23 protein-coding genes and 1 pseudogene are annotated in these 22555 nt (G+C 69.1%); 12 read left to right on the forward strand and 12 right to left on the reverse strand.

What is annotated here, in order from left to right; genetic code table 11:
- Positions 1 to 102 precede the first annotated feature (102 nt).
- From E2493_RS16435 to E2493_RS16445, 3 genes are all read right to left on the reverse strand, one after another.
- Positions 103 to 645 (reverse strand): Smr/MutS family protein, encoded by a 543-nt coding sequence (locus E2493_RS16435; RefSeq protein WP_135088907.1) that lies wholly within the window; start codon positions 643 to 645, stop codon positions 103 to 105.
- On the reverse strand, positions 626 to 1825 hold the full coding sequence (mltA, locus tag E2493_RS16440) for a murein transglycosylase A (RefSeq protein WP_135088968.1): 1200 nt from the start codon (positions 1823 to 1825) through the stop codon (positions 626 to 628). The genes E2493_RS16435 and mltA overlap by 20 nt, the downstream gene beginning before the upstream one ends.
- A gap of 99 nt (positions 1826 to 1924) precedes the next feature.
- A complete protein-coding gene (locus E2493_RS16445; RefSeq protein WP_135088910.1) occupies positions 1925 to 2581 on the reverse strand; it encodes a Tim44/TimA family putative adaptor protein in 657 nt (218 codons plus the stop codon).
- A 168-nt stretch (positions 2582 to 2749) separates the two neighbouring features.
- On the opposite strand from E2493_RS16445, the gene secB reads away from it, so the two are divergent.
- The 4 genes from secB to E2493_RS16465 all read left to right on the forward strand — a co-directional run bounded on the left by secB (position 2750) and on the right by E2493_RS16465 (position 6721).
- The gene (secB, locus tag E2493_RS16450; protein ID WP_135088912.1) at positions 2750 to 3271 is read left to right on the forward strand and encodes a protein-export chaperone SecB; all 522 of its coding nucleotides are present in this window, start codon (positions 2750 to 2752) and stop codon (positions 3269 to 3271) included.
- 22 nt (positions 3272 to 3293) lie between these two features.
- A complete protein-coding gene (gene murJ, locus E2493_RS16455; protein ID WP_135088915.1) occupies positions 3294 to 4853 on the forward strand; it encodes a murein biosynthesis integral membrane protein MurJ in 1560 nt (519 codons plus the stop codon).
- A gap of 16 nt (positions 4854 to 4869) precedes the next feature.
- Positions 4870 to 5862, forward strand: coding sequence for a tryptophan--tRNA ligase (gene trpS, locus E2493_RS16460; RefSeq protein ID WP_135088918.1), 993 nt, complete (start codon positions 4870 to 4872; stop codon positions 5860 to 5862).
- 175 nt (positions 5863 to 6037) lie between these two features.
- Complete coding sequence (locus tag E2493_RS16465; protein ID WP_135088921.1) at positions 6038 to 6721, forward strand: DUF4136 domain-containing protein; 684 nt, start codon at positions 6038 to 6040, stop codon at positions 6719 to 6721.
- Positions 6722 to 6785: 64 nt separating this feature from the next.
- Here E2493_RS16465 and E2493_RS16470 read toward each other — a convergent pair whose 3' ends face one another.
- The 4 genes from E2493_RS16470 to mutM form a co-directional block, all read right to left on the reverse strand.
- Positions 6786 to 7232, reverse strand: a complete 447-nt coding sequence (locus E2493_RS16470) for a DMT family transporter (RefSeq protein WP_135088924.1) — start codon at positions 7230 to 7232, stop codon at positions 6786 to 6788.
- A 20-nt stretch (positions 7233 to 7252) separates the two neighbouring features.
- Positions 7253 to 8659, reverse strand: coding sequence for a chromosomal replication initiator protein DnaA (gene dnaA, locus E2493_RS16475; RefSeq protein WP_263854099.1), 1407 nt, complete (start codon positions 8657 to 8659; stop codon positions 7253 to 7255).
- Positions 8660 to 9048: 389 nt separating this feature from the next.
- On the reverse strand, positions 9049 to 9312 hold the full coding sequence (rpsT, locus tag E2493_RS16480) for a 30S ribosomal protein S20 (protein WP_135088929.1): 264 nt from the start codon (positions 9310 to 9312) through the stop codon (positions 9049 to 9051).
- A gap of 107 nt (positions 9313 to 9419) precedes the next feature.
- On the reverse strand, positions 9420 to 10235 hold the full coding sequence (gene mutM, locus E2493_RS16485) for a bifunctional DNA-formamidopyrimidine glycosylase/DNA-(apurinic or apyrimidinic site) lyase (RefSeq protein ID WP_135088932.1): 816 nt from the start codon (positions 10233 to 10235) through the stop codon (positions 9420 to 9422).
- Positions 10236 to 10297: 62 nt separating this feature from the next.
- Between mutM and E2493_RS16490 the strand changes: the two genes are divergently transcribed.
- The 6 genes from E2493_RS16490 to E2493_RS16515 all read left to right on the forward strand — a co-directional run bounded on the left by E2493_RS16490 (position 10298) and on the right by E2493_RS16515 (position 15905).
- Positions 10298 to 11026: a class I SAM-dependent methyltransferase gene (locus E2493_RS16490; protein ID WP_135088937.1), complete on the forward strand. Its 729-nt coding sequence runs from the start codon at positions 10298 to 10300 to the stop codon at positions 11024 to 11026.
- Between the two features lies 1 nt (position 11027).
- A complete protein-coding gene (gene ubiB, locus E2493_RS16495; RefSeq protein ID WP_135088940.1) occupies positions 11028 to 12563 on the forward strand; it encodes a 2-polyprenylphenol 6-hydroxylase in 1536 nt (511 codons plus the stop codon).
- Positions 12560 to 13432 (forward strand): nucleotidyltransferase domain-containing protein, encoded by an 873-nt coding sequence (locus E2493_RS16500; RefSeq protein ID WP_135088943.1) that lies wholly within the window; start codon positions 12560 to 12562, stop codon positions 13430 to 13432. The genes ubiB and E2493_RS16500 overlap by 4 nt, the downstream gene beginning before the upstream one ends.
- Positions 13433 to 13437: 5 nt before the next feature.
- The gene (gene coaBC, locus E2493_RS16505) at positions 13438 to 14631 is read left to right on the forward strand and encodes a bifunctional phosphopantothenoylcysteine decarboxylase/phosphopantothenate--cysteine ligase CoaBC (protein ID WP_135088946.1); all 1194 of its coding nucleotides are present in this window, start codon (positions 13438 to 13440) and stop codon (positions 14629 to 14631) included.
- 75 nt (positions 14632 to 14706) lie between these two features.
- Entirely contained in the window at positions 14707 to 15144 is a 438-nt protein-coding gene (gene dut / locus E2493_RS16510; protein WP_135088948.1) for a dUTP diphosphatase, read from the forward strand.
- Positions 15141 to 15905, forward strand: a complete 765-nt coding sequence (locus E2493_RS16515; protein ID WP_135088951.1) for a HesA/MoeB/ThiF family protein — start codon at positions 15141 to 15143, stop codon at positions 15903 to 15905. The genes dut and E2493_RS16515 overlap by 4 nt, the downstream gene beginning before the upstream one ends.
- A gap of 3 nt (positions 15906 to 15908) precedes the next feature.
- Here E2493_RS16515 and E2493_RS16520 read toward each other — a convergent pair whose 3' ends face one another.
- The 5 genes from E2493_RS16520 to plsY form a co-directional block, all read right to left on the reverse strand.
- The gene (locus E2493_RS16520; RefSeq protein ID WP_135088954.1) at positions 15909 to 16214 is read right to left on the reverse strand and encodes a hypothetical protein; all 306 of its coding nucleotides are present in this window, start codon (positions 16212 to 16214) and stop codon (positions 15909 to 15911) included.
- A complete protein-coding gene (topA, locus tag E2493_RS16525; RefSeq protein WP_135088956.1) occupies positions 16214 to 18778 on the reverse strand; it encodes a type I DNA topoisomerase in 2565 nt (854 codons plus the stop codon). The genes E2493_RS16520 and topA overlap by 1 nt, the downstream gene beginning before the upstream one ends.
- A 133-nt stretch (positions 18779 to 18911) precedes the next feature.
- Positions 18912 to 19562: a glycerophosphoryl diester phosphodiesterase membrane domain-containing protein gene (locus E2493_RS16530; RefSeq protein WP_135088958.1), complete on the reverse strand. Its 651-nt coding sequence runs from the start codon at positions 19560 to 19562 to the stop codon at positions 18912 to 18914.
- An 11-nt stretch (positions 19563 to 19573) separates the two neighbouring features.
- The gene (gene dprA / locus E2493_RS16535) at positions 19574 to 20671 is read right to left on the reverse strand and encodes a DNA-processing protein DprA (protein WP_135088963.1); all 1098 of its coding nucleotides are present in this window, start codon (positions 20669 to 20671) and stop codon (positions 19574 to 19576) included.
- On the reverse strand, positions 20664 to 21272 hold the full coding sequence (gene plsY / locus E2493_RS16540; RefSeq protein WP_135088971.1) for a glycerol-3-phosphate 1-O-acyltransferase PlsY: 609 nt from the start codon (positions 21270 to 21272) through the stop codon (positions 20664 to 20666). The genes dprA and plsY overlap by 8 nt, the downstream gene beginning before the upstream one ends.
- A gap of 134 nt (positions 21273 to 21406) precedes the next feature.
- On the opposite strand from plsY, the gene murI reads away from it, so the two are divergent.
- Complete coding sequence (gene murI, locus E2493_RS16545) at positions 21407 to 22204, forward strand: glutamate racemase (RefSeq protein WP_135088965.1); 798 nt, start codon at positions 21407 to 21409, stop codon at positions 22202 to 22204.
- A gap of 85 nt (positions 22205 to 22289) precedes the next feature.
- Positions 22290 to 22555, forward strand: a pseudogene (locus E2493_RS16550) (5-aminolevulinate synthase); the annotation flags it as partial.

The raw sequence follows: 22555 nt of genomic DNA on the forward strand, positions 1-22555 counted from the left end.
GTCGGCACGCCCCGCTTGCCCTGCGCCTCCTTCCCCTTGGGGCGCTTTGCGCGGGAAATTACGCGATGCCCGTTACCAATTGGTATTCGGCCAAGCCAGATGCTAGCGGCGGCGGCGCAGCACGATGTACAGCGCGCCGGCGCCCCCGTGCCGCGGATGGGCGTTGCGCACCGCCGCTATGTCCCTGGCGTGCCGGGAGGCCGCGAGCCAGTCGCCCACCGCGGCGCGGATCGCGCCCCGCTTCACCGGCCGCTCCGATCGGTCTCCCTGCGGCGGCTTGCCGGTGATCAGCAGCAGCAGGCGGGCGCCGGCACCGATCGCCATCTCGAGCCGCCGGTCGAGCAGATCATAGGCGGTGGCGAGATTGTGGCCGTGAAGGTCGAGCACGAAGTCCGGCGCGACGACGCCGCGCGAGAGGCGGCGGTCCCAGCTGCCGTCGAGCGTCGTGCCCGGAGCCGGAGGAGGCGCCTGCACGGGCGCGCTGCGGGGCGCCGGGGTTGCGACGCGCCCGGGGGATGCAGGCGGCGGCGGGACCGGCGGCGGCGCGGGCGCCGCGGCGGCAGGCGCTGGTCGCGGTCGTATCGGCCGGACGCTCTGGACGACCTTCTCCCAGAGCTGCCGCTCGTCAGGGCTGAGGCGTCGCATGGAGGCGCGCGAGGGTTCCCTTGGGAACCAGGATATAGGCACGCCCCCGTCCCTGCATTCCGCCCGCGGTGCGCGCCGCATCCTCGCCCGCGCCCCAGAAGGTATCGAAGCGGTTCGCGCCCTTGATCGCCCCGCCCGTATCCTGCGCGACCCAGACGCCGCTCGCCTCCCGCCGATCGAGGTCGAGGAAGACCGGCGCACCGAGCGGCACGAACTTCGGATCGGCGGCGACGGTGCGCCGCGCCGTCACCGGCAGGCCCAAAGCGCCGAGCGGTCCCGGCCCCGTGAGCTCCTGGAAGAAGATGTAGCTCTTGTTCTCGCGCATGATCGCGCGGCCTTCCTCGGGATGCTCGCGCAGCCACGCGACGATCCCCTGCATGCTGGTCTGGCCGGGGCCGAGCAGGCCGCGATCCTTCATCAGCTTGCCGATGCCGACATATTCCCGGCCGTTCTGCCCGGCATAGCCGATCCGCATCACGCCGCCGTCGGGCAGGCGCAGCCGCCCCGAACCCTGGATCTGGAGGAAGAAGAAGTCGATCGGATCGGCCGCCCAGCCGATCTCGAGCCCGCGCCCGGCGAGGATCCCGTCCTCGATCTCGCTGCGCTCGAAATAAGGCACTATGACGCCGTTCTCGAGGCGTCCTCGGCGGGGCGTGCCCGCGGCCGCCGCCGTCGCCGCATCGACCTCGACGAGGTCCTCGGGCTTGCGATAGACCGGAACCTCATAGCCCGGCTGGCGTACCCGCGAACCGGCGATTTCCGGCTCGAAATAGCCGGTGACGAAGGCGGCCCCGTCGCCGACCTGGACGAGCTCGAAACGGTCGCGGAACCAGGCGGCGAAGGCTTCGCCGCTGCTCGCCTCCGGGGGGAGCGGCTCGCAGGCCGCCCGCCAGTCCTCGGGCCGGGTGAGGCCGCTCGCGTCCGTGCGCTTGGTGACGGCGGGGCAGCTGATCCGGAAGGCGCGATAGGCCGCCTCGGCCTCGGCGGGCAGCAGCGCGGCGAGGCTCGGCCCCGCCGTCACGCCCGCTTCGGTCGCGGTCTGCGGCTTGGGCGGCTCCGCCGGCTGGGGGGGAGCCTCCTTCGGCGGCGGCGTGGTGCCCGCAGGCGGCACGGTCTTCTGCGCGCAGCCCGCGAGCGCGAACACGATGCCCGCGAACAGCGGCAGGTGACGGAAGCGGATCCGGCTGCGCCGACGGCGCCGATCCCCTTGTTGCTCGGTCGATTCGGTGCGTCTCACAGCCGAGGCATAGCCGCGGCGGCGGCCTTTAGGGAAGCGCGCTCAGGCCTCGTCGGTCTCGACCAGCATCCAGTTCGGATCGGCGCTGCCGAGCGTGCGGCGGAAGGTCCAGACGTCGTGCGTCGGGATCGCATCGGTCAGCGTCCCGGCGATGACGTTGCCGTCGCGGTCGCGCGTCACGGCGGCGATGTCGGCATCGAAGCGCACGTCGATCTCCGCGACGCGGCCGTTCAGACGGGCATCCTGGATCACCGCGCGCTCGATCGCGACCAGGCGGTTGTCGAGCCGCTCGCCGGCAGCCTCGCGCTCCGCGATCGCGCTCTCGAAGGCCGCATAGACGTCGGCGGCGGCGAGATAGCGAAGCTCGTCGCGATCGCCGCGCCAGAACGCCTCGAGGATCATGCGATAGGCGCCCTGGGCGCCCTCGACGAAGCGGCCGACGTCGAACGCGGGATCCGCGGAAACGATCGCGCGCACGCCGCTCGCGGCCCCTTCCTCGTAGACCAGGCCCGTCGCCTCGGTGCGATCGGCGGCGACGTCCGCCACCGGCGCGGTGCTTTCGGACGAAGGGGCGGTCTCGGCGGGACGAAGGATCGGCTGCTGCTCATGGCCGGTGCGCCGGCCGAGCACCGAATAGAGGCGCAGGCCAACGAACAGGGCCACCATTGCCAGAAGCACAATCTCGATCGTCACCGTCATCTCCGAGAAGGACAGCCTCCTACATAGGCGCTGAACATCAAGGTTTCAAATGCGCTGCGGGTCCCTCGTCCGGAGCCCGCCCGCTGTTGCACCGCCCCGGCGCTCCTGCTACCCGCGCCGGGCACGGCCGAGCGGCCGTCATCCAATCGCAATCGAAAGCACCAAGACATGGCCGAAGAGCAGGGCGCGGAAGGCGCGTTTGAGCAGGAACCGAACGGCGCCGACACCGCGCCCCAGGCCGGGATCATCTCGCAATATGTGAAGGATCTCTCGTTCGAGAACCCGAACGCGCCGGCCGTCTACCAATGGCAGGGCCAGCCTCAGATCGAGGTCGATTTCAACATCGGGGCGACCCAGCTCAACGACGAGATCCACGAGGTCGCGCTGAAGATCGAGGTGCGCTCGACCCTCGACGGTCAGACCGCCTTCGTCGTCGACCTGCTCTATGCCGGCCTGGTCGGCATGCGCAACGTTCCCGCCGAGCAGGTTCAGCCGTTCCTGCTCGCCGAAGCGCCGCGGATTCTCTTCCCCTTCGCGCGCCAGATCGTGAACCACACGGTCCAGGACGGCGGCTTCCCGCCGCTCCTGCTCGAGCCGATCGACTTCGGCGCGCTGTTCATGCAGCGCATGGCCCAGCACCTCGCCGAGCAAGGCGGCGGCACGGCCGGCGAGATCGGCGGCGAAGCCTGATCCCCTTTAGGAAGCACGCACCGTGAATATCTGGAAGGCTGTCGGCACGATCGGCGGGCTCACCATGGTGAGCCGCGTCGCCGGTTTCGGGCGCGAGATGCTGATGTCGCGCATCATGGGCGCGAGCGCGGCGGCCGACGCCTTCCTGGTCGCCTTCCGGCTGCCCAATACCTTCCGGCGGCTGTTCGGCGAAGGCGCCTTCTCGGCCGGCTTCGTGCCGCTGTTCAGCCAGCGCTACCATGGCGAGGGCGGCGCTGAGGAAGCCAAGAAGTTCTCGGAAGAGGTGCTGGCGGTGTTCCTGCCCACCCTCGTCCTCTTCACCCTCGTCTTCGAAGTGATCATGGGCCCAGTCGTCGCCGCGATCTCCGGCTACGGCGGGGAAAAGCTGGCGCTGGCGACCTTTCTCACCCGGGTCACCTTCCCCTATTTGCTGCTGATCAGCCTGGTTTCGCTTTTCTCCGGCATCCTCAACAGCCTGACCCGCTTCACTGCGGCGGCGTTCGCGCCCGCTCTGCTGAATCTCGCGATGCTGGGCGCGATGCTGCTGGTGCCCGACGGCGGCGCGGTCACGGCGACGGCGCTGGCGATCGGCGTCACCGTCGGCGGCGTCATCCAGTTGGCCCTGCTGATCGCCGCGGCGCGGCGCGCCGGCATCTCGCTGCGTCTGCGCAGGCCGCAGATGACTCCCGGCGTTCGCCAATTCGTCCGCGTCGTCATACCGGCGACGCTCGGCGCCGGCGTCTATCAGATCAGCGCCTTCATCGACACCTTCTTCCTGGCGCGGATCGGCACCGGTGCGATGAGCTGGTTCAACTACGCCGATCGTCTAAACCAGCTTCCGCTCGGCGTCATCGGCGCCGCGCTCGGCACCGCCATCCTGCCGCAGGTCAGCCGTCACGTCGGGGCCGGCGACAATGACAAGGCGGCGCGGGTCCAGGGCGAGGCGACCGAACTCGCCATGCTGCTCTGCCTGCCCGCCGCGCTGGCGCTGTGCGTCGCGGCGGAGCCGCTGATCGGCGCGCTGTTCCAGGGTGGCGAGTTCAGGCCGGACGACGTGCGGATCACCGCGCTGGTGCTCAGCATCATCGTCCTTGGCCTCCCCGCCTACGTCCTGGTCAAGGTGCTGACGCCGGGCTTCTACTCGCGTCAGGACACCGCCACCCCGGTCAAGACCGCCGCCTTCGTGCTGCTCGCCAACGTGGTGCTGAACTTCGTCCTGATCCCGCCGTTCGGCATCGCCGGCCTCGCCGCGGCCATCGCCATCGCCAGCTGGCTGAACTGCGTCATCCTCTACGTCATCCTTCATCGCCGCGGCCACTTCCGCATCCAGGGCTGGCTTGCCGGTCGCGTCGCGCGGCAGCTCGTCGCGGCGGCGGCCATGGTCGGCGCGCTGATTGCCGTCCGGATGGTGCTGGGCGATTGGTTCACCGGCGGCGTCGCCAAGCGCATGATCGGCGTGATCGCCATCGTCGGCGCCGGCATGGCCGTCTATTTCCCCCTGGTCTGGGTGATTGGAGGGCTCGACAAGGACGCCTTCAAGGCCCTCCTTCGCCGCAAGAGGCCCGTTGAAGATGCCGGCTGATCCTTCCTCTCGCCCGATGCGCATCGTCTCGGGCATCCAGCCGACCGGCAACCTCCACCTCGGCAACTATCTCGGCGCGATCAAGCGCTGGGTGGCGATGCAGGACGAAGGCGAATGCCTGTTCTTCCTCGCCGATCTCCACGCGATCACCGTGTACAATGATCCGGCGGAGCTGCGCGCCAACGTCCGCGCCATGGCCGCGGCGCTGATCGCCTGCGGCATCGATCCGCAGCGCTCGATCCTGTTCAACCAGGCGCGCGTTCCCGCCCATGCCGAGCTCGCCTGGCTGCTCAACGGCACCGCGCGGATGGGCTGGCTGAACCGGATGACCCAGTTCAAGGAAAAATCGGGCAAGAACCGCGAGGCGGTGAGCGTCGGCCTCTTCGCCTATCCGGTGCTGATGGCGGCTGACGTGCTGCTCTACCAGGCGACTCACGTGCCGGTGGGCGAGGACCAGAAGCAGCATCTCGAGCTCGCCCGCGACATCGCCACGAAGTTCAACACCGATTTCGCGGTCGATCTCTTCACCCTCCCCGAGCCGCTGATCGGCAAGGCCGGGGCCCGGGTGATGTCGCTCCGCGACGGCACCGCCAAGATGTCCAAGTCCGATCCGTCGGACATGAGCCGGGTCAACCTCACTGACGACAGCGACCTGATCGCGCAGAAGATCCGCAAGGCGAAAACCGATGCCGACCCGCTCCCGGACGGAGTCGACGGTCTCGAGGGACGGCCCGAGGCGCGCAACCTCGTCGCCATCTACGCGGCGCTCACCGGCCAGGAAGCGCAGGGCGTGCTCGATCAGCACGGCGGCCAGGGCTTCGGCGCGTTCAAGCCGGCGCTGGCGGAGCTGCTCGTCGAGACGATGCGGCCGATCAAGCAGCGGCTGGACGAATTGAACGCGAATCCGGGCGAGCTCGACGCGATCCTCGAGCGCGGGTCCGCCCGCGCCGCCGAGCTCGGCCGGCCGACTCTTCTCAACGCCTATGAAGCGCTCGGCCTGCAGCGCTGAAGCACCGGCTGGGGCAACTGCCCAGCCATCAAGCGCGGCGCGCAAGTGCCTGTGATTACGCGATAAAGCCAGAACCGTCGAACGATCCTTCAGCGTCCGTTCAGCCAGACCGTTCTATATCGTCGACCAGTTCTATATGGTGCCGTTCCGGCTCCTTCCGAAAGGTCGCGTCTCCATGTCTCTCCCGAAGAAACTTCTGAGCCTCGCCGCACCGGTCGCCTTGCTGGCGCTCGGCGGCTGCGCGACCGGCTTTCCGGCGCAGGTCTCCCGCTTCCAGCAGATGCCGGCGCCGCAGGGCCAGTCGTTCGTCATCGAATCCGCCGATCCGGCGGAACGCGGCGGCCTTGAGTTCTCGCAATATGCCGCCCTCGTGCGCCAGCACCTGATCGCCCAGGGCTATAGCGAGGCGTCGTCGCGCGATGCCGCCACTCTGGTCGTGTCGCTCGATTACGGCGTCGACGAGGGCCGCCAGCAGATCATCGAGCGGCCGGGCTTCGGTCGTCCGTTCGGCTATGGTTATGGCCTCGGCTACGGCCGCTTCGGCTATCGTCCCTATTACTCGCGCTTCGGCTATTACGGCCGGCGCAGCCCCTTCTATTTTGGCTGGGACGATCCGTTCTGGGGCATCGGCTATGACGATATCGACGTCTACACCGTCTACAACAGCTTCCTCGATCTCGACATCCGCCGCGCCGGCGATGGCCAGAAGGTGTTCGAGGGGACGGCCAAGGCCCGCTCGCGCACCGACGATCTGAGGACGCTGGTTCCGAACCTCGTCGAGGCGATGTTCACCGGCTTCCCCGGCAACAACGGCGAGCAGGTGAAGATCACGGTTCCGCCGCCCGCGCGCCAGCGCTGAGCCGAGACCATTTCGAAGCAAGGAGAAGGGCCGGAAAACCGGCCCTTCTTTTTGCGCGTGCGGATCAGCGGCGGATCAGCAGCACGCCGCCGAGGATGACGAAGACGCCAAGCACGCGGGTCAGGCTCACCGGCTGGCGCTCGAGCCCGAGGGCGCCGAAATGGTCGAGCAGCAGCGCGGTGGCGAGCTGCCCGCCGATCAGCAGCGCGATGTAGAAGGCCAGGCCGATCCGCGGCGCCGCGAACACCGCCGCAGCGACGAAGAAGGCGCCGTAGAGGCCGCCGGTCCAGGCATAGAATGGAAGGCCGCGCAGCCCTGCCCCGTTCGGCCGGACGCCGAGGACGAGCGCCGCGGCGAGCAGCGCCAGGGTTCCCACCGCGAAGCTGATCAGCGCCGCGTTGATCGGCGAGCCCGCGGCACGGGCCAGCGTCGCGTTGGTCGGCGCCTGGAGCGCTACGCACATGCCGCTGATCAGCGCGGCGAGGATCGAGAGCAGGACGAGGGGATTCACGAAAATGCCCCTCGCGCGCTTCAGCCCTCGAGCTGCCGAGTGAGCAGGCGGATGTCCGAATCGAGCTCAGGATCCTGGGCCCGCAGCTTCTCGATCTGCCGCACGGCGTGGATCACCGTGGTGTGGTCGCGGCCGCCGAAGCGCCGGCCGATCTCGGGCAGCGAGCGCGGGGTCAGCTGCTTGGACAGATACATGGCTACCTGGCGCGGACGGGCGACCTCGCGGGCGCGCCGCGCCGAGGTCATCTCCGCCTTGCGGATGCGGAAATGCTCGGAGACCTTGGTCTGGATCTCGTCGATCGAGATCCGGCGCTGGTTGGCGCGCAGGGTCGAGGCGAGCACCTCGCCGACGAAGTCGATGTCGATCGCCCGGTTGGTCATCGCCGCATAGGCCGCGATGCGGTTGAGCGCGCCCTCGAGCTCGCGGACGTTGGAGTTGATCCTCTTCGCGAGGAACATCACCACGTCCTCGGGCACCTGTACGTCGGGCAGCGCCTCGAGCTTCTTGTGGATGATGTTGAGCCGGAGCTCGAGATCCGCCTGGTTGATGTCGGCGACGAGGCCCCAGGACAGGCGCGAGAGGATGCGCGGCTCGATGCCGTCCAGGTCCTGCGGCGCCCGGTCGGAGGAGATCACCAGCCGGCGCCCGGCCGAAATGATCTCGTTCATCGTGTGGAAGAACTCTTCCTGGGTCGATTCCTTGCCGGCGATGAATTGGACGTCGTCGATCATCAGCAGGTCCGCGGAACGCAGCTGCTGCTTGAACTGGATCGTCTCGTTGGCGCGCAGCGCGGCGACGAACTCGACCATGAACTTCTCGGCCGACATGTAGATGATCTTCGCCCGCGGCCGCTGGCGGTGGAACTCGTGGCCGATCGCGTGCAGCAGGTGGGTCTTGCCGCGGCCGGTGCCGCCATGGAGGAAGAGCGGGTTGAAGGCGACGTTCTCGGCCGTGGCGAGCGTGCGCGCAGCGTTGAACGCGACCTCGTTGGCCTTGCCGACAACGAAGCTCTCGAAGCGATAGCGCGGCTCGAGGGCCACGGCGTAGAGCCCGTCCTTCTCGACCGCCGGCTCCTCGGCCGTCGGCGGGGCCGGAATCTCGACCACTGCGGCGGTCTTCGGCGCGGCGGCGCCGACACCGACGACGATGTGGCGGACGGCGGGAATCGCGGAACGCCAGGCGAGCGCCAGACGCTCGGCGAAATGGGTCTGGACCCAATCGGCCATGAACTGGGACGGCAGCTCGAGGCGAAGCGTGCCATGCTCCGAATCGAACGCGCCGAGCGCAATGGGGCGCAGCCAGCCGTCGAACGTCCGCGCTCCGCAGTCGCGGCGCAGGCCGGCGCGAATCGCTTCCCAGGCCGCCTGGAGCGGATCGGCCGTGGCCGGACCCGGAGCCGCTTCCGCGTCTCCCTTGATCGGCGTGATGGACACCAAAGCACCCCCTCTTTCAACTGGCCGAAAACAGGGCCGAAAATTTGCGCAAGACTCTCCCGTCACGGAATGCCCCCCGGCAGCGCCGATTCGAGAAGTGATCCTGCTGTGTGCGTCCGGAAGGAGATTCGCCCCGCCGGAGCCACCGTTTTAGGTAGTGGATGGACGGGGGATCAAGGGCCGAAAATCGCACCCGGGGCAAATAAACAGGCTTGACCTAGGATTCCTGCGGATTTGCGCGGGAATGGCGGAAATCTGCGGATTTTGCACCGCAAAACATCGCGAATCGCGGAGATTGCTGGATTTTTTTGGTAACGCTACCGATACGAAAAAACCCGCCGGCGAGGCCGCCGGCGGGTTCGATCTTAAGCGTTTCGAGCGGCTTAGGCGAGGGCCGCGATACGCTTCGTCAGGCGGGAGAATTTCCGCGCCGCCGTATTCTTGTGCAGGACACCCTTGGCCACGCCGCGGGCGAGCTCCGGCTGCACCTTGCTGATGGTCGCAAGCGCGGTCGCCTTGTCGCCGGCCTCGATCGCCGCCTCGACCTGCTTCACGAAGGTCCGGATACGGCTGACGCGCGTACGGTTGATGACCGTGCGGCGGGCGTTGCGACGGATGCGTTTCTTTGCTTGCGGCGTGTTCGCCATCTTCCAAGGGCCTCGCTAAAGGTGTTTGTCTCTAAATGAAAAGGGCGCGGAATCGAACCGCACCCGCTCGGTGACGCCCTCTACGCGCAACCGTATCAAAGGTCAACTCAGGAGCGCTGGCAGCGCGGACAGAAAAAGGTGGAGCGGCCCGAATCGACCCGGCGGCGAATCGCGGTGCCGCACGCGCACGCCTCCCCTTCCCGCCCGTAAACCCGCCATTGCTTGGAGAAATAGCCGAGCTCGCCGTCGGGCCGGGCATAGTCGCGCAGGGTCGATCCGCCCGCCTCGATCGCCGCGGCCAGGACGATCTTCACCGCCTCCACCAGCCGCTCCAGCCGCATCAGCGAGATCCGCCCGGCCGCCCGCGTCGGCGCGATGCCCGCCATGTGCAGCGCCTCGCAGACGTAGATGTTGCCGAGTCCCGCGACGATCCTCTGGTCGAGCAGCATCGCCTTGATCGGCGCCGAGCGCCCGTCGAGCGCGCCGAGCAGGTACGGCGCGGAGAAGGCGTCGCTCAGCGGCTCGGGTCCCATCTTCACGAACGGCTCGTACGCGGGGACCTCGTCGCTGCGGACCAGATCGAGCGAGCCGAAGCGGCGGGCGTCGTTGAGGGCGAGCCGCCGCCCCTCGTCGGTCTCGAGCAGGAAATGGTCGTGCGCGCCGAGCGCGTCCGGATCGATCCGCCATTTGCCCGACATGCCGAGATGGAAGATCAACGTGTCGCCGCGATCGGTTGCGATCAGGCCGTATTTCGCGCGCCGGCCAAGGCTGGTCACGCGGGCGCCGGTGAGACGCTGTCTGAGGTCGGGCGGAAAGGCGCGCCGCAGGTCGGCGCGGCGCGCCTCGACCTGGACGAGCCGGTGCCCTTCGAGCACGGGAACAAGTCCGCGAACCGTGGTTTCGACCTCGGGCAATTCGGGCAAGGGCGCTCCTTTCGAAGATGGCAAGTGCACATCGGCGCAAAGCCCTGCTAGAGGCGGCCGCGATGGACAAGGTTTCTTTCGGCTTCGAAGACGTCGCTCCCGAGGAAAAGACCCGGCGGGTCGGCTCGGTCTTCTCGCGCGTCGCCTCGCGCTACGATGTGATGAACGACTTCATGTCGGGCGGGCTCCACCGGCACTGGAAGGACATGTTCGTCCGCCGGGTGCGCCCGCGCGCCGGCGATTCGATCCTCGACATGGCCGGCGGCACCGGCGACATCGCCTTCCGCATGGCCGAGCGCGGCGCCCGCGTGACGGTTGCGGACATCAATGAGGACATGCTCGCGGTCGGCAAGGAGCGTGCTGCCAAGCGCGGCCTTCAGGGTCTGAGCTGGCTTCGTCAGAACGCCGAGGAGCTGAGCTTCGGCGATGCCCATTTTGACGCGTACACGATCGCCTTCGGCATCCGGAACGTCACCCGGATCCAGAGCGCGCTCGACGAGGCGCACCGTGTGCTCAAGGTGGGCGGACGTTTCTACTGCCTCGAGTTCTCGACCACGACCTGGCCGGGCTTCGACAAGATCTACGACGCCTATTCGCTGCGGATCGTGCCGAAGATCGGCAGGATCGTCGCCCAGGACGAGGACAGCTATCGCTACCTCGTCGAGTCGATCCGCCGCTTCCCGCCGATGAACGCGTTCAAGGCGATGATCGAGAAGGCCGGCTTCGTGCAGACGAAGGTCGAGCCGATCCTCGGCGGCTTGGTCGCCATCCACAGCGGCTGGAAGGTCTGACTTGACCCACCCCGTCGTCCACGTCTGGCGTCTCCTCAAATGGGGCCGCGTGCTCGCTCGCCACGGCGCGCTGCGCGGCATCGAGCGCGATGCGAATACGCCGCCGCCGGTGCGCCGGCTCGCCCGCCTGGCGCGCTTCGGCGCGCGGATTCCGGCGGTGCCGACCTATGGCGAGGCCTTCCAGGAGCTCGGCCCGGCCGCGATCAAGTTCGGCCAGGCGCTCGCCACCCGCCCCGACCTCGTCGGGGTCAAGGCGGCCAACGATCTCCAGCTGCTGCAGGACAATCTGCCGGCCGCCCCGTTCAGCGAGGTCAGGGCGGCGATCGAGCAGGGTCTCGAGAAGCCGCTCGACCAGATCTTCGCCCATATCGACGAGGAGCCGGTCGGCGCCGCCTCGATCGCCCAGGTGCACCGCGCGATCACCACCGAGGGCCGCCAGGTGGCGGTGAAGGTGCTGCGGCCGAACATCGAGGAGGATTTCGCCCGCGCCATCGACACCTACGAATGGGCGGCGGCGCAGGTCGAAGGCATGGGCAGCGAGGCCGCGCGTCTGCGGCCGCGCGCCGTCATCGCCCACTTCCGGCAATGGACCGCGCGCGAGCTCGACCTGCGCCGCGAAGCCGCGTCCGCATCGGAGCTGCGCCAGAATCTGATCGCCGAGACCGGCTTCTACGTGCCGGAAATCGATTGGAGCCGCACCGCCCGGCGTGTGATGACGCTGGAATGGATCGACGGCATCAAGCTCACCGATCGGGAGGCGCTCGTCGAGGCCGGCCACGATCTGAAGGCGATGGCCTCGACGCTCGTCCGGGCCTTCCTGCGTCAGGCGGTGGTCGACGGCTTCTTCCATGCCGATCTCCACCAGGGCAACCTCTTCGCCCTTCCTGACGGCCGCATCGCCGCGATCGACTTCGGGATCATGGGCCGGATCGATCACCAGGCCCGGGTGTGGCTCGCCGAGATCCTCTACGGCCTGCTCACCGGCAATTACCGCCGCGTCGCCGAGATCCATTTCGAGGCGCAATACGTCCCGAACTATCACAGCGTCGACGAGTTCGCGACCGCGCTCCGCGCCGCCGGCGAGCCGATCCGCGGCCTGCCGGTAAAGGACATCTCGATCGGGCAGATGCTCGACTCTCTGTTCACCATCACCCGCGACTTCGACATGAAGACGCAGCCCCATCTGTTGCTGCTCCAGAAGACGATGGTGATGGAGGAAGGCGTCGCGCACGCGCTCGATCCGGACATCAACATGTGGGAGACGGCCGAGCCGTTCCTGCGCGAATGGGTCCGCGGCGAGCTCGGCCCGGAGGCGCAGCTCGCCGATCGGCTGGTGCGCGACGCGCGCACCATCGCGATGATCCCCGATCTGATCCGGCGCATCGACTATTATTATCCCGCGCCTGGCGCCGCCCCGCCCGATCCGCCGCTCGCCGATGTCGCCTTGGTGGTGAAGCCCCGGCGCTATGGCGGCTATGTGCTGACCGCCCTGCTCTCGGCCGCGCTGGCGGTCGCCGGCACCCTGCTGCTGACGTGACCGCTCCGCTCGGGGCGCGGCTCCGGTCGATCCCGGACGATCTTGCCCCCGAAGCGGTGCGCGCCGTCGACGATCGGCTGGCCGCGATTCGGCGGGAGCACAACGTCTCCATTGGGTTCGCGATCGAGAGCGGCAGCCGGGCCTGGGGCTTTCCCTCCCCGGACAGCGACTATGACTGCCGCTTCGTCTTCGTGCGCGCCGCCGACGATTATCTCTCGCCGTGGCAGCTGCGCGACGTGATCGAGACGCCGCTCGAAGGGCTGCTCGACGTCAACGGCTGGGATCTCGGCAAGGCGCTGAAGCTCCTTCTCAAGGGCAATGCCGTGATCGTCGAATGGCTGATGTCGCCGATCGTCTACCAGGGGGACCGCGATCTGGTCGACGATCTCCGCCGCTTCGCCGACGGTTTTGCGCACCGCGACGGCCTGGCGAACCATTATCTGCATCTCGGGGAGAAGCAGCGAAGGGCCTATTTCGCCGACGGCAAGGACGTGCAGCTCAAGAAGCTTTTCTACGCGCTCCGCCCGGCGGCCGCGCTACGCTGGCTGCGCGCCCATCCCGAGCGGACGGTGCCGCCGATGCACTTCCCGACCCTGATGCGCGAGTGTGATGCGCCCGACGATGTCCGGTCGCTCACCGAGGCGCTCATCCACCGCAAGGCCCGGACGCGCGAGCTCGGGGCGGCGGCGCTCCCGAAGCCCATCGAGGCCTTCGTCGATCAGGAGTTCGCTTTGGCGCGCCAGGCCTTTCCGTCGTATCCCCGCCATCTGACTCCCGAGGCGAAGGGAGAGGCGGACCGGCTGTTCAGATCGGCAGTGGAACGATTTGGCGCCGCTGCCTCGACTTTCCAGAGGTCCGACGCCAGATAGGCTTCGTGAACGGCAAGCGCATCCTCCTCATCGTCGGCGGCGGCATCGCGGCCTACAAGGCCTGCGAGCTGATCCGGCTGATCCGCAAGGCCGGCGGCAGCGTCCGCTGCGTGCTGACCGAGGGCGGCGCCCAGTTCGTGACTCCGATGACGCTCGCGGCCCTGTCCGAGAACCCGGTCCACACCAGCCTCTGGGATCTCAAGGACGAGGTCGAGATGGGGCACATCCAGCTCAGCCGCGAGGCGGACCTCGTCGTGATCTGCCCGGCGACGGCGGATCTGATCGCGCGGATGGCGGCGGGCATCGCCGACGATCTCGCCACCACCCTCCTCCTCGCCACCGACAAGCCGGTGCTCGCGGCGCCGGCGATGAACGTGCGGATGTGGCAGCATGCCGCGACGATGCGCAACGTCGCCCGATTGCGCGCCGACGGCGTCAGCGTGATCGAGCCGGACGAGGGCGAGATGGCGTGCGGCGAATATGGTCCGGGCCGCCTGCCCGAGCCGGCGCGGATCCTCGCGGCGATCCGCCGGCACTTCCGGACCCGCGAGCCCGGGCCGCTCGCCGGCCGGCACGTGATCGTCACCGCAGGGCCAACCCAGGAGCCGATCGATCCGGTGCGCGTGATTGCCAACCGCTCGTCGGGCAAGCAGGGCTTCGCCATCGCCGGGCAGCTCGCCGATCTCGGCGCCCGCGTCACCCTGGTTGCCGGCCCCGTCGCGCTGGACACCCCGGACGGAGTCGACCGCATCGATGTCGAGACCGCCGAGCAGATGCAGGCGGCGGTCGCCGCGGCCCTCCCCGCCGATGCCGCCGTCCTCGTCGCCGCGGTGGCGGACTGGAGAGTCGCCGCGGCGGCCGGCAAGCTCAAGAAGGCGGACGGTCCCCCTGCCCTCACCTGGTCCGAGAACCCGGACATCCTCGCCGGGCTGGCGCGCGATCCGCGGCGTCCTGCCCTGCTCGTCGGCTTCGCGGCGGAGACCAGCGACGTCGTCGCCGCAGCGACGGCCAAGCGGGCGCGCAAGGGCTGCGACTGGATCGTCGCCAACGACGTCTCGGGCGACGTGATGGGCGGCGATCGCAACGCGGTTCACCTGATCACCCCGGATGGCCTCGAATCGTGGGACCCGGCGCCCAAGGCCGAGGTGGCGCGGCGGCTCGCGCGGCGGATCGCCGACCACTTCGCCGGCCGCGGCTGACGGCCGGCATCCTGTTTGCAACCGCCGGGGCCGGGCGCTACTCGGTCGACGCAATTCTGAAGCGACGGAGCGGGCATGATCGAGATCGGACTGAAGCGGCTTGAGCACGGCGAGGGACTTCCCGTTCCGGCCTATGCGAGCGCCGGCGCCGCCGGGCTCGACGTGGTCGCCGCCGAGACGCTGACCCTCGCGCCCGGCGCACGCCATGCCGTCGCCACCGGCTTTGCGGTGGCCATCCCGGAAGGCTATGAGATCCAGGTGCGGCCGCGGTCCGGGCTTGCGATCAAGCACGGCATCACCTGCCTCAACACGCCCGGCACGATCGACAGCGACTATCGCGGCGAAGTGAAGGTGATCCTCGCCAACCTCGGCAACGAGCCGTTCGAGGTGGTCCGCGGCGAGCGCATCGCCCAGCTCGTCCCCGCCCCCGTGCTGCGCGCCGCCTTCCGCGAGGTCGACGATCTCGACGCGACCGCCCGCGGCGCCGGCGGCTTCGGCTCGACGGGGCGGTGACCCTCACCGACGCCCAGCTCGATCGCTACGCCCGCCACATCGTCCTCAAGGAAATCGGCGGCGAAGGGCAGAAGCGCCTGCTCGCCGCGACCGTGACGTTGATCGGGGCCGGAGGGATCGGCTCGCCGGCGCTGCAATATCTCGCCGCCGCCGGAATCGGCCGCCTGCGGGTGATCGACGACGACCGCGTGTCGCTCGACAATCTCCAGCGGCAGATCCTGTTCGGTACAGGCGACGTCGGCCGCGGCAAGGCCGAGGTGGCGGGCGAGGCGGTGAGCAGGCTCAACCCCGACGTGCGCTTCGAGGCCGTGACGGCGCGGCTCGACGCCGGGAACGCCGGCGCGCTGATCGGCGAGACCGACCTGGTGCTCGACGGCAGCGACAATTTCGCCACTCGGCTCGCCGTCTCCGATCACTGCACCCGGGCGCGCATACCCCTGGTCTCGGCGGCGATCGGCCAATTCCAGGCGCAGATCGGCACCTTCCGCGGCTGGGAGCAGGCTCGTCCCTGCTATCGCTGCTTCGTCGGCGACGCCTTCGACGCCGAGGATTGCGACACCTGCTCCGAGCTCGGCGTGCTCGGAGCGATGGCCGGCCTCGCCGGCAGCTTCGCCGCGCTGGAGGCGGTCCGCCAGATCGCCGGCTTCGGGCAGGACGCCGCGGGCAAGCTCCACATTTTCGACGGGCTGAAGCCGGAGATGCGAACGATCCGGATCGTCAAGGATCCGGCCTGCTCCGGCTGCGGCGCGCTTCCCGGCTGAGCTTCAGAACGGCAGCTGGCCGCGCACGTCGCTGAGCTGCAGCAGGCTGAGCAGCACCAGCCCGGCCCCGAAGACGATGTCGAAGCCGCGCACCGGGCGGATGGCGGCCCCGCGGCGCCGCCGGGCCATGTCCGCTGCGGTGGCGATCAGGATGATCACGCCGCACAGCCCGGCGAGCGCGGCGACGAGCCCGAACGGCCACAACAGGGCCTCCCCATAGCGCCTGAGGAACGGCCAGAGCAGCAGGGCGGCGAGCGCGGCGCTGCCGCCGAGCCCGCTCACCCGGGTCAGCAGGCCCGATCGCGCCATCAGCCCTTCTTCGGCGCCTTCTTGGCCGGAGCCTTCTTCGCCGGAGCCTTCTTCTCGGCCTTGGGCGCCGCCTTTTTGGCTGGCGCCTTGCGGCCCTTCTTGGCCGGCGGCCCCTTGGCGGCGCGATCGTCGATCAGCTGGGCGGCTTCCTCGAGCGTCAGCGCATCGGGCTGGATCGACTTGGGCAGGGTCGCATTGGTCGTTCCGTCGGTGACATAGGGGCCGAAGCGACCTTCCATCAGCTTGATCTCGGCTTCGGTGCGGGGGTGGGCGCCGAGCACCTTCAACGGCTCCCGGGAGCCGGACCTCGCCCGTCCGCCGCCGGCAGCCGCTTCGGCGAGCTTGACCACGGCCGCATTCATGCCGGTCTCGAACACGTCGGCGGTCGAGCCGAGCTTCGCATACTTGCCGTCATGGGCGAGATAGGGGCCGTAGCGGCCGATCGAGGCGGTGATCGGCTTGCCGCTCTCCGGATGCATGCCGATGGTCCGCGGCAGCGAGAGCAGCCGCAGCGCCTGGGCGAGATCGACGTCGGCCTGCGGAATGTCGCGCGGGATCGAGCTGCGCTTGGCCTCCTTGCCGTCGCCGAGCTGGACATAGGCCCCGAACCGGCCGGTGCGCAGGCTCACCTCCTCGCCGCTCTCCGGATCGCTGCCGAGCACGGTCGGCCCGGTATCGGCCCCCGCTTCGTCTCCGCCCTGGCCGAAGCGGCGGGTGAACTTGCACTCGGGATAATTGGAGCAGGCGACGAACGCGCCGAAACGGCCGCCGCGCAGCGCCAGTCGGCCGTCGCCGCAGGCCGGGCAGATGCGCGGGTCGGTGCCGTCCTCCTTGTCGGGGAACAGCCAGGGCGCGAGGAACTCGTCGAGCGCCGCCGTGATGTCCGACGGCTTCTGCTCCATGATTTCGGCCGTCTTCGGCTTGAAGTCGCGCCAGAAGGCCTCGAGAACGGACTGCCACTGCGCCCGGCCGCCCGAGACGTCGTCGAGCTCGTCTTCCAGGTGGGCGGTGAAATCATAGGAGACGTAGCGCTCGAAGAAGCGCTCGAGAAAAGCGGTCAGCAGCCGGCCGCTCTCCTCGGGTATGAAGCGATTCTTCTCGAGCAGCACATAGCCGCGGTCCTTCAGGGTCTGCAGGATCGCCGCATAGGTGGACGGCCGGCCGATGCCGAGCTCCTCCATCTTCTTGACCAGGCTCGCTTCCGAATAGCGGGGCGGAGGCTGGGTGAAATGCTGCTCGGAGAGAACCTTCTTCTTCGCCGGGCTGTCGCCCTGGCGAAGCCGCGGCAGGCGGCGCGATTCCTCGTCCTGCTCGTCGTCCCGGCCCTCCTCGTAAAGGGCGAGGAAGCCGGGGAAGAGCACGACCTGGCCGGTGGCGCGCAGCGCCGTCTGGCCGCTGCCGTCAACCAGCTCGGCCGTGGTCCGTTCGAGGCGTGCCGAGGCCATCTGGCTGGCGAGCGCGCGTTTCCAGATCAGATCGTAGAGCCGGGCGTGATCGCCCGATCCGGCGCGGTCGCGGGAGAAGTCGGTCGGGCGGATCGCCTCGTGCGCTTCCTGGGCGTTCTTCGCCTTGGTCTCGTAATGGCGCGGCTTGTCGGGGACGTAGCCGCTGTCGAAGCGGTTCGCGACCGCCTTGCGCGCCGCGGAGATCGCCTCCGGCGCCATCTGCACGCCGTCGGTCCGCATGTAGGTGATCGCCCCGTCCTCGTAGAGGCCTTGGGCCACGCGCATCGTGTGGCTCGCCGAGAAGCCGAGCTTGCGCGCCGCTTCCTGCTGCAGGGTGGAAGTGGTGAAGGGCGGCGGCGGGTTCCGGGTCAGCGGCTTGGTCTCGACCGTGGCGACGCTGAACCGCCCCGCCTCGACCGCTGCCTTGGCGGCCTCGGCCGTGCCGCGATCGCCGATGCTGAGGCGGTCGAGCTTGTTGCCTTGGAACCGCACCAGCCGGGCCATGAACTCCTGGCCGTCCGCCTCCATCAGCGCGGTCACGCTCCAATATTCCTGCGGCCGGAACAGCTCGATCTCGCGCTCGCGGTCGACGATCAGTCGCAGCGCGACCGACTGGACGCGTCCCGCCGACTTCGCCCCGGGGAGCTTGCGCCACAGCACCGGCGAGAGGGTGAAGCCGACCAGATAGTCGAGCGCGCGGCGGGCGCGATAGGCGTCGATCAGATCCTCGTCGAGCGCACGCGGGCGCTGCATCGCCTCGGTCACCGCCGATTTGGTGATCGCGTTGAACGTCACCCGCTCGACATCCTTGGGCAGGGCCCGGCGCTTCCTCAGCACCTCCTGGACATGCCAGCTGATCGCCTCGCCCTCGCGATCGGGGTCGGTCGCGAGGATCAGGGCGTCGGCGCCCTTCGCCTCGTCGGTGATTGCCTTCAGCTGGCGCGCCTTGTCAGCATAGGTCTCCCAGTCCATCGCGAACCCCGCGTCGGGATCGACCGAACCGTCCTTGGGCGGGAGGTCGCGGACATGGCCGTAGGAGGCGAGCACGCGGTAGCCGCTGCCCAGATATTTCTCGATGGTCTTGGCCTTGGCCGGGGACTCGACGACGACAAGCTTCATTGGGGACTTCTATCCTTCACACGTACGCGCGAGAGTGGGGAGGCCGGTCGGGCGCCGTCAAGCGGCTCGCCGGGCGAGCAGGCAAAACGGATCAGTCTCCACCACGCTCCCAGCCTGTCGGAAGCGGCGCCGTTCAGGCGAAGACTTCCTCCAATGCATCGCTCGGCGGCGCGGACACTTCGCAGAAGGCAACCGCGGCGTACCAGCCGAACAGCACCCCTCCGGTGATCAGAAGGTTGGAAACGAGGCTCTCGACCAGCCCGCCCTCTGCCTCACCGGAGAAGCCGAGCCAGGCGAGCCAGAAGCCGCACGCGACGATCGGCGCATAGATGAGGCAGATGGTGCCGAAGAGGGCAACGCCGCTTCCCCTCGTCATCTCCCAGCTTTCGGTCAGGGCGGCGATGACCCCGTCGTTGCGCGCCATCAGGACCGGGACCGACGGAAACCAGCGCACCATGAGTATCGCGCCCGGAATGAGCAGCAGGACGAGACCCAGTCCGATTGCGAGAGTGGAAAGCAGCTGCAGGCCGATGAGGGGCAGGATGCTCGGTCGGCTCCCGGGCTCCCAGCGACCGTCGATCAGCTGCCGGGTCACCGCATATTGTCCGATCAACGACGCCATGCTGTCGACGATGGTCATTCGCGGACCGCCGTTCTGTGCGACCTCGTCGAGCAGGACACTGATGCCCGTCAGCAGTACGAAGGCGGCCAAGGCCATCGCCGGGTTCCAGCGCACCAATTCCCAGGCCCGCGCCAGGACGCGCCCCGTCGTGATCTTTTCCACTGTTTGCCCCCTCAATCGATGCTCACCCGCCCCCCGGCGTGCCGCTCGAGCCTGCCCGCAAGCTCGAGCTCGAGCAAGACGGTCTGTACGATGGTCGGCGGCAGGCCGGTCTGGCGGAGCAGTTCGTCGACATGAACCGGCGTGCCGTTGAGCAGGCTGGCGATCGCGCGCCGGGCCGCGTCGTCGGCATCGGCCGGCGGCGCCGCGGCGGAGAATCCGGAATCGCCTTGGCGCAGCGGCCGGATCTGCATCGGATTGATCGCCTCCAGCACGTCCTCCGCGTTCTGGACGAGCGTGGCACCGTCACGAATCAGCTGGTTGCATCCTTGCGCGCGTGGATCGAGCGGCGATCCTGGCACGGCCATCACCTCCCGGCCGAAATCGGCGGCGTTGCGGGCCGTGATCAGCGATCCGGAGCGCAGCGCCGCCTCCACCACGACCGTCCCCTGGGAAAGGCCGGCGATGATCCGGTTGCGGTAGGGGAAGTGGCGGGCGCGCGGCTCGGTGCCGGGCGGCTGCTCGGCGATCAGCAGGCCGCGCTCGGCGATCGCCTCCTGCCGCGCCTGGTTCTCCGGCGGATAAAAGACGTCGATCCCGCCGGCGATGACCGCGATCGTGCCGGTTTCGAGGGCGCCGTCGTGCGCGGCGGTGTCGATGCCGCGCGCCAGGCCGGAGACCACTACAATTCCTTCCTGTCCCAGGTTTGAGGCGAGCATCCGGGCAAAGCGGCACGCCGCGGCCGAGGCGTTGCGCGCGCCGACCAAGGCGACGAGCTGCCGGTCGAGCAGCGAGACATGGCCGCGCACGGTCAGGACCGGCGGCGCGCTCTCGACTTCGGCGAGCGGCGAGGGATAGGCGCCCTGGCCCACGAACAGATGGCGCGCGCCGAGCCGCGCCACTGCCTCGATCTCACGCTCGGCCGTCGCGCGGCTGGCCAGCCTTGGCGGCCTGCCGCCGCCCCGCGCGGCGAGATCGGGGATCGCCTCGATCGCCGCGGTCGCGGAGCCGAAGCGGGCGAGAAGATGGAAGTAGGTGACGGGGCCGATATTCTCGGAGCGGATGAGGCGCAGGCGGGCGACCTGGTCCTCGGGGGGCGGCGCTTCAGCCATTGCTCCTTGCGCCGACCCGGGGCTCCGTCCCGGCGATCAGGCGATCGACATTGCCGCGGTGCTTCCAAAGCACCAGCAGCGCGAGCCCGAGGAACAGCAGGGCCAGATCGAAGCGCCCGAGAATCGCTGCGACGAGCGGCGAGAGCATGGCGGCCGAGATCCCGGCAAGGCTGGAGTAACGGGTGAGCAGCAGCAGGCCGATCCAGGCAGCGGCATAAGCGGCGGGCGCGGCCCAGTGCAGGTCGCCGAGGATCGAGAAGGCCAGGATCAGGCCGAACAGGGTGGCGACACCCTTGCCGCCGGCGAACTTCAGCCAGACCGGATAGAGATGGCCGACGAGCGCGCCGGCCGCGGCGAGCTGGGCCGTGCCGGGCACCAGCCGTTCGGCCAGGATCACCGCCGCCGTGCCCTTCAGCATGTCGAGGATCAGGGTGGCGGCGGCGAGGCCCTTGCGGCCGGTGCGCAGCACGTTGGTCGCGCCGATGTTGCCGGAGCCGATCCGGCGGAGGTCGCCCGCGCCGGTCAGTCGCGTCAGCAGCACCCCGAACGGGATCGACCCGAGCAGATAGGCAAGCAGAAGAGCCAGCAAGGGCCCGGACATGGTATCGAAGCTCACCGGATCACTCCCCGCGGTCGCGAAATTCTAGCGGAAGCGGCGATCGGGGCGCAACATATTACGCGGCCGGTCGCCGCCGCGCTTGCGGAGCCGCGCGCGGCGATTGTAGCGGGGGCGGCATGAATGCCGCCAAGCCGCTGCTGATCTTCGATTCCGGGATCGGCGGACTTTCCGTCCTCGCGCCGATCCGGGAGTTGCTGCCCACCGCGCCCATAGTCTATGTCGCCGACAGCGCCGGCTACCCCTACGGCACCAAATCGCCGGCGGAGATCGAGGCGCGGGTTCCGGCGCTCCTCGGCCGGCTGGCCGAGCGGTTCGATCCGGAGCTGATCGTCATCGCCTGCAATACCGCCTCGACCATCGCGCTCGACGGCGTCCGGGCGGCGCTCGACCTGCCGATCGTCGGAACGGTCCCCGCGATCAAGCCCGCGGCCGCCCTCTCCCAAACGCGAGCGATCGGCGTGCTCGGCACCGAAGCGACCGTGCGCCAGCCCTATGTCGATCGCCTCGCCGCGCAGTTCGCCTCCGACTGCACCGTCGTGCGCCACGGATCGGCCGAGCTGGTCGACCTCGCCGAGGCGAAGCTGCGCGGGACGCCGGCGGACAGGGCGGCCTTCGCGCGGATCCTCGATGCACTCTACGCCCGCCCCGGCGGCGACCGGATCGATACCATCGTCCTCGCCTGCACCCATTTCCCGCTGGTCGAGGAGGAGCTTGGGCGCGCCTCCTCGAAGCCGGTGCGCTTCGTCGACGGCAAGGAAGGCATCGCCCGCCGGACCGCCTGGCTGACCCGCGACCACGTCTGGCCGGAGAGCGCGCCCGAAGGCCGCGCCGTTTTCACGGGACGCACGACCGATGTCGAACCCTATCGCACGGGCCTCGCCCGCTTCGGGCTGACGCGCGTCGAAACCCTCTGACGCCGCGCCGGAGCGGGCCAAGTTCGGCTAGCCAATTGCAGGCGAAAACGTTATGGGCGGCACATAGGCCCCGGGGAGCGGACTTTTGGATTATCAGCGGATTTTCGCGCAGGCGATCGACCGGCTTCACGCCGAGGGTCGCTACCGGGTGTTCATCGACATTCTGCGCAACAAGGGCAATTACCCGAACGCGCGCTGCTTTGCCGGGCACAATGGTCCGAAGCCGATCACCGTCTGGTGCTCGAACGATTATCTCGCGATGGGCCAGCACGAGGCCGTGATCGCGGCGATGGAGGAGGCGCTGCACGACGTCGGCGCCGGCTCCGGCGGCACCCGCAACATCGGCGGCAA

Source organism: Sphingomonas parva (ex Maeng et al. 2020) (assembly GCF_004564275.1).
Classification (GTDB): Bacteria; Pseudomonadota; Alphaproteobacteria; order Sphingomonadales; family Sphingomonadaceae; genus Allosphingosinicella; species Allosphingosinicella parva.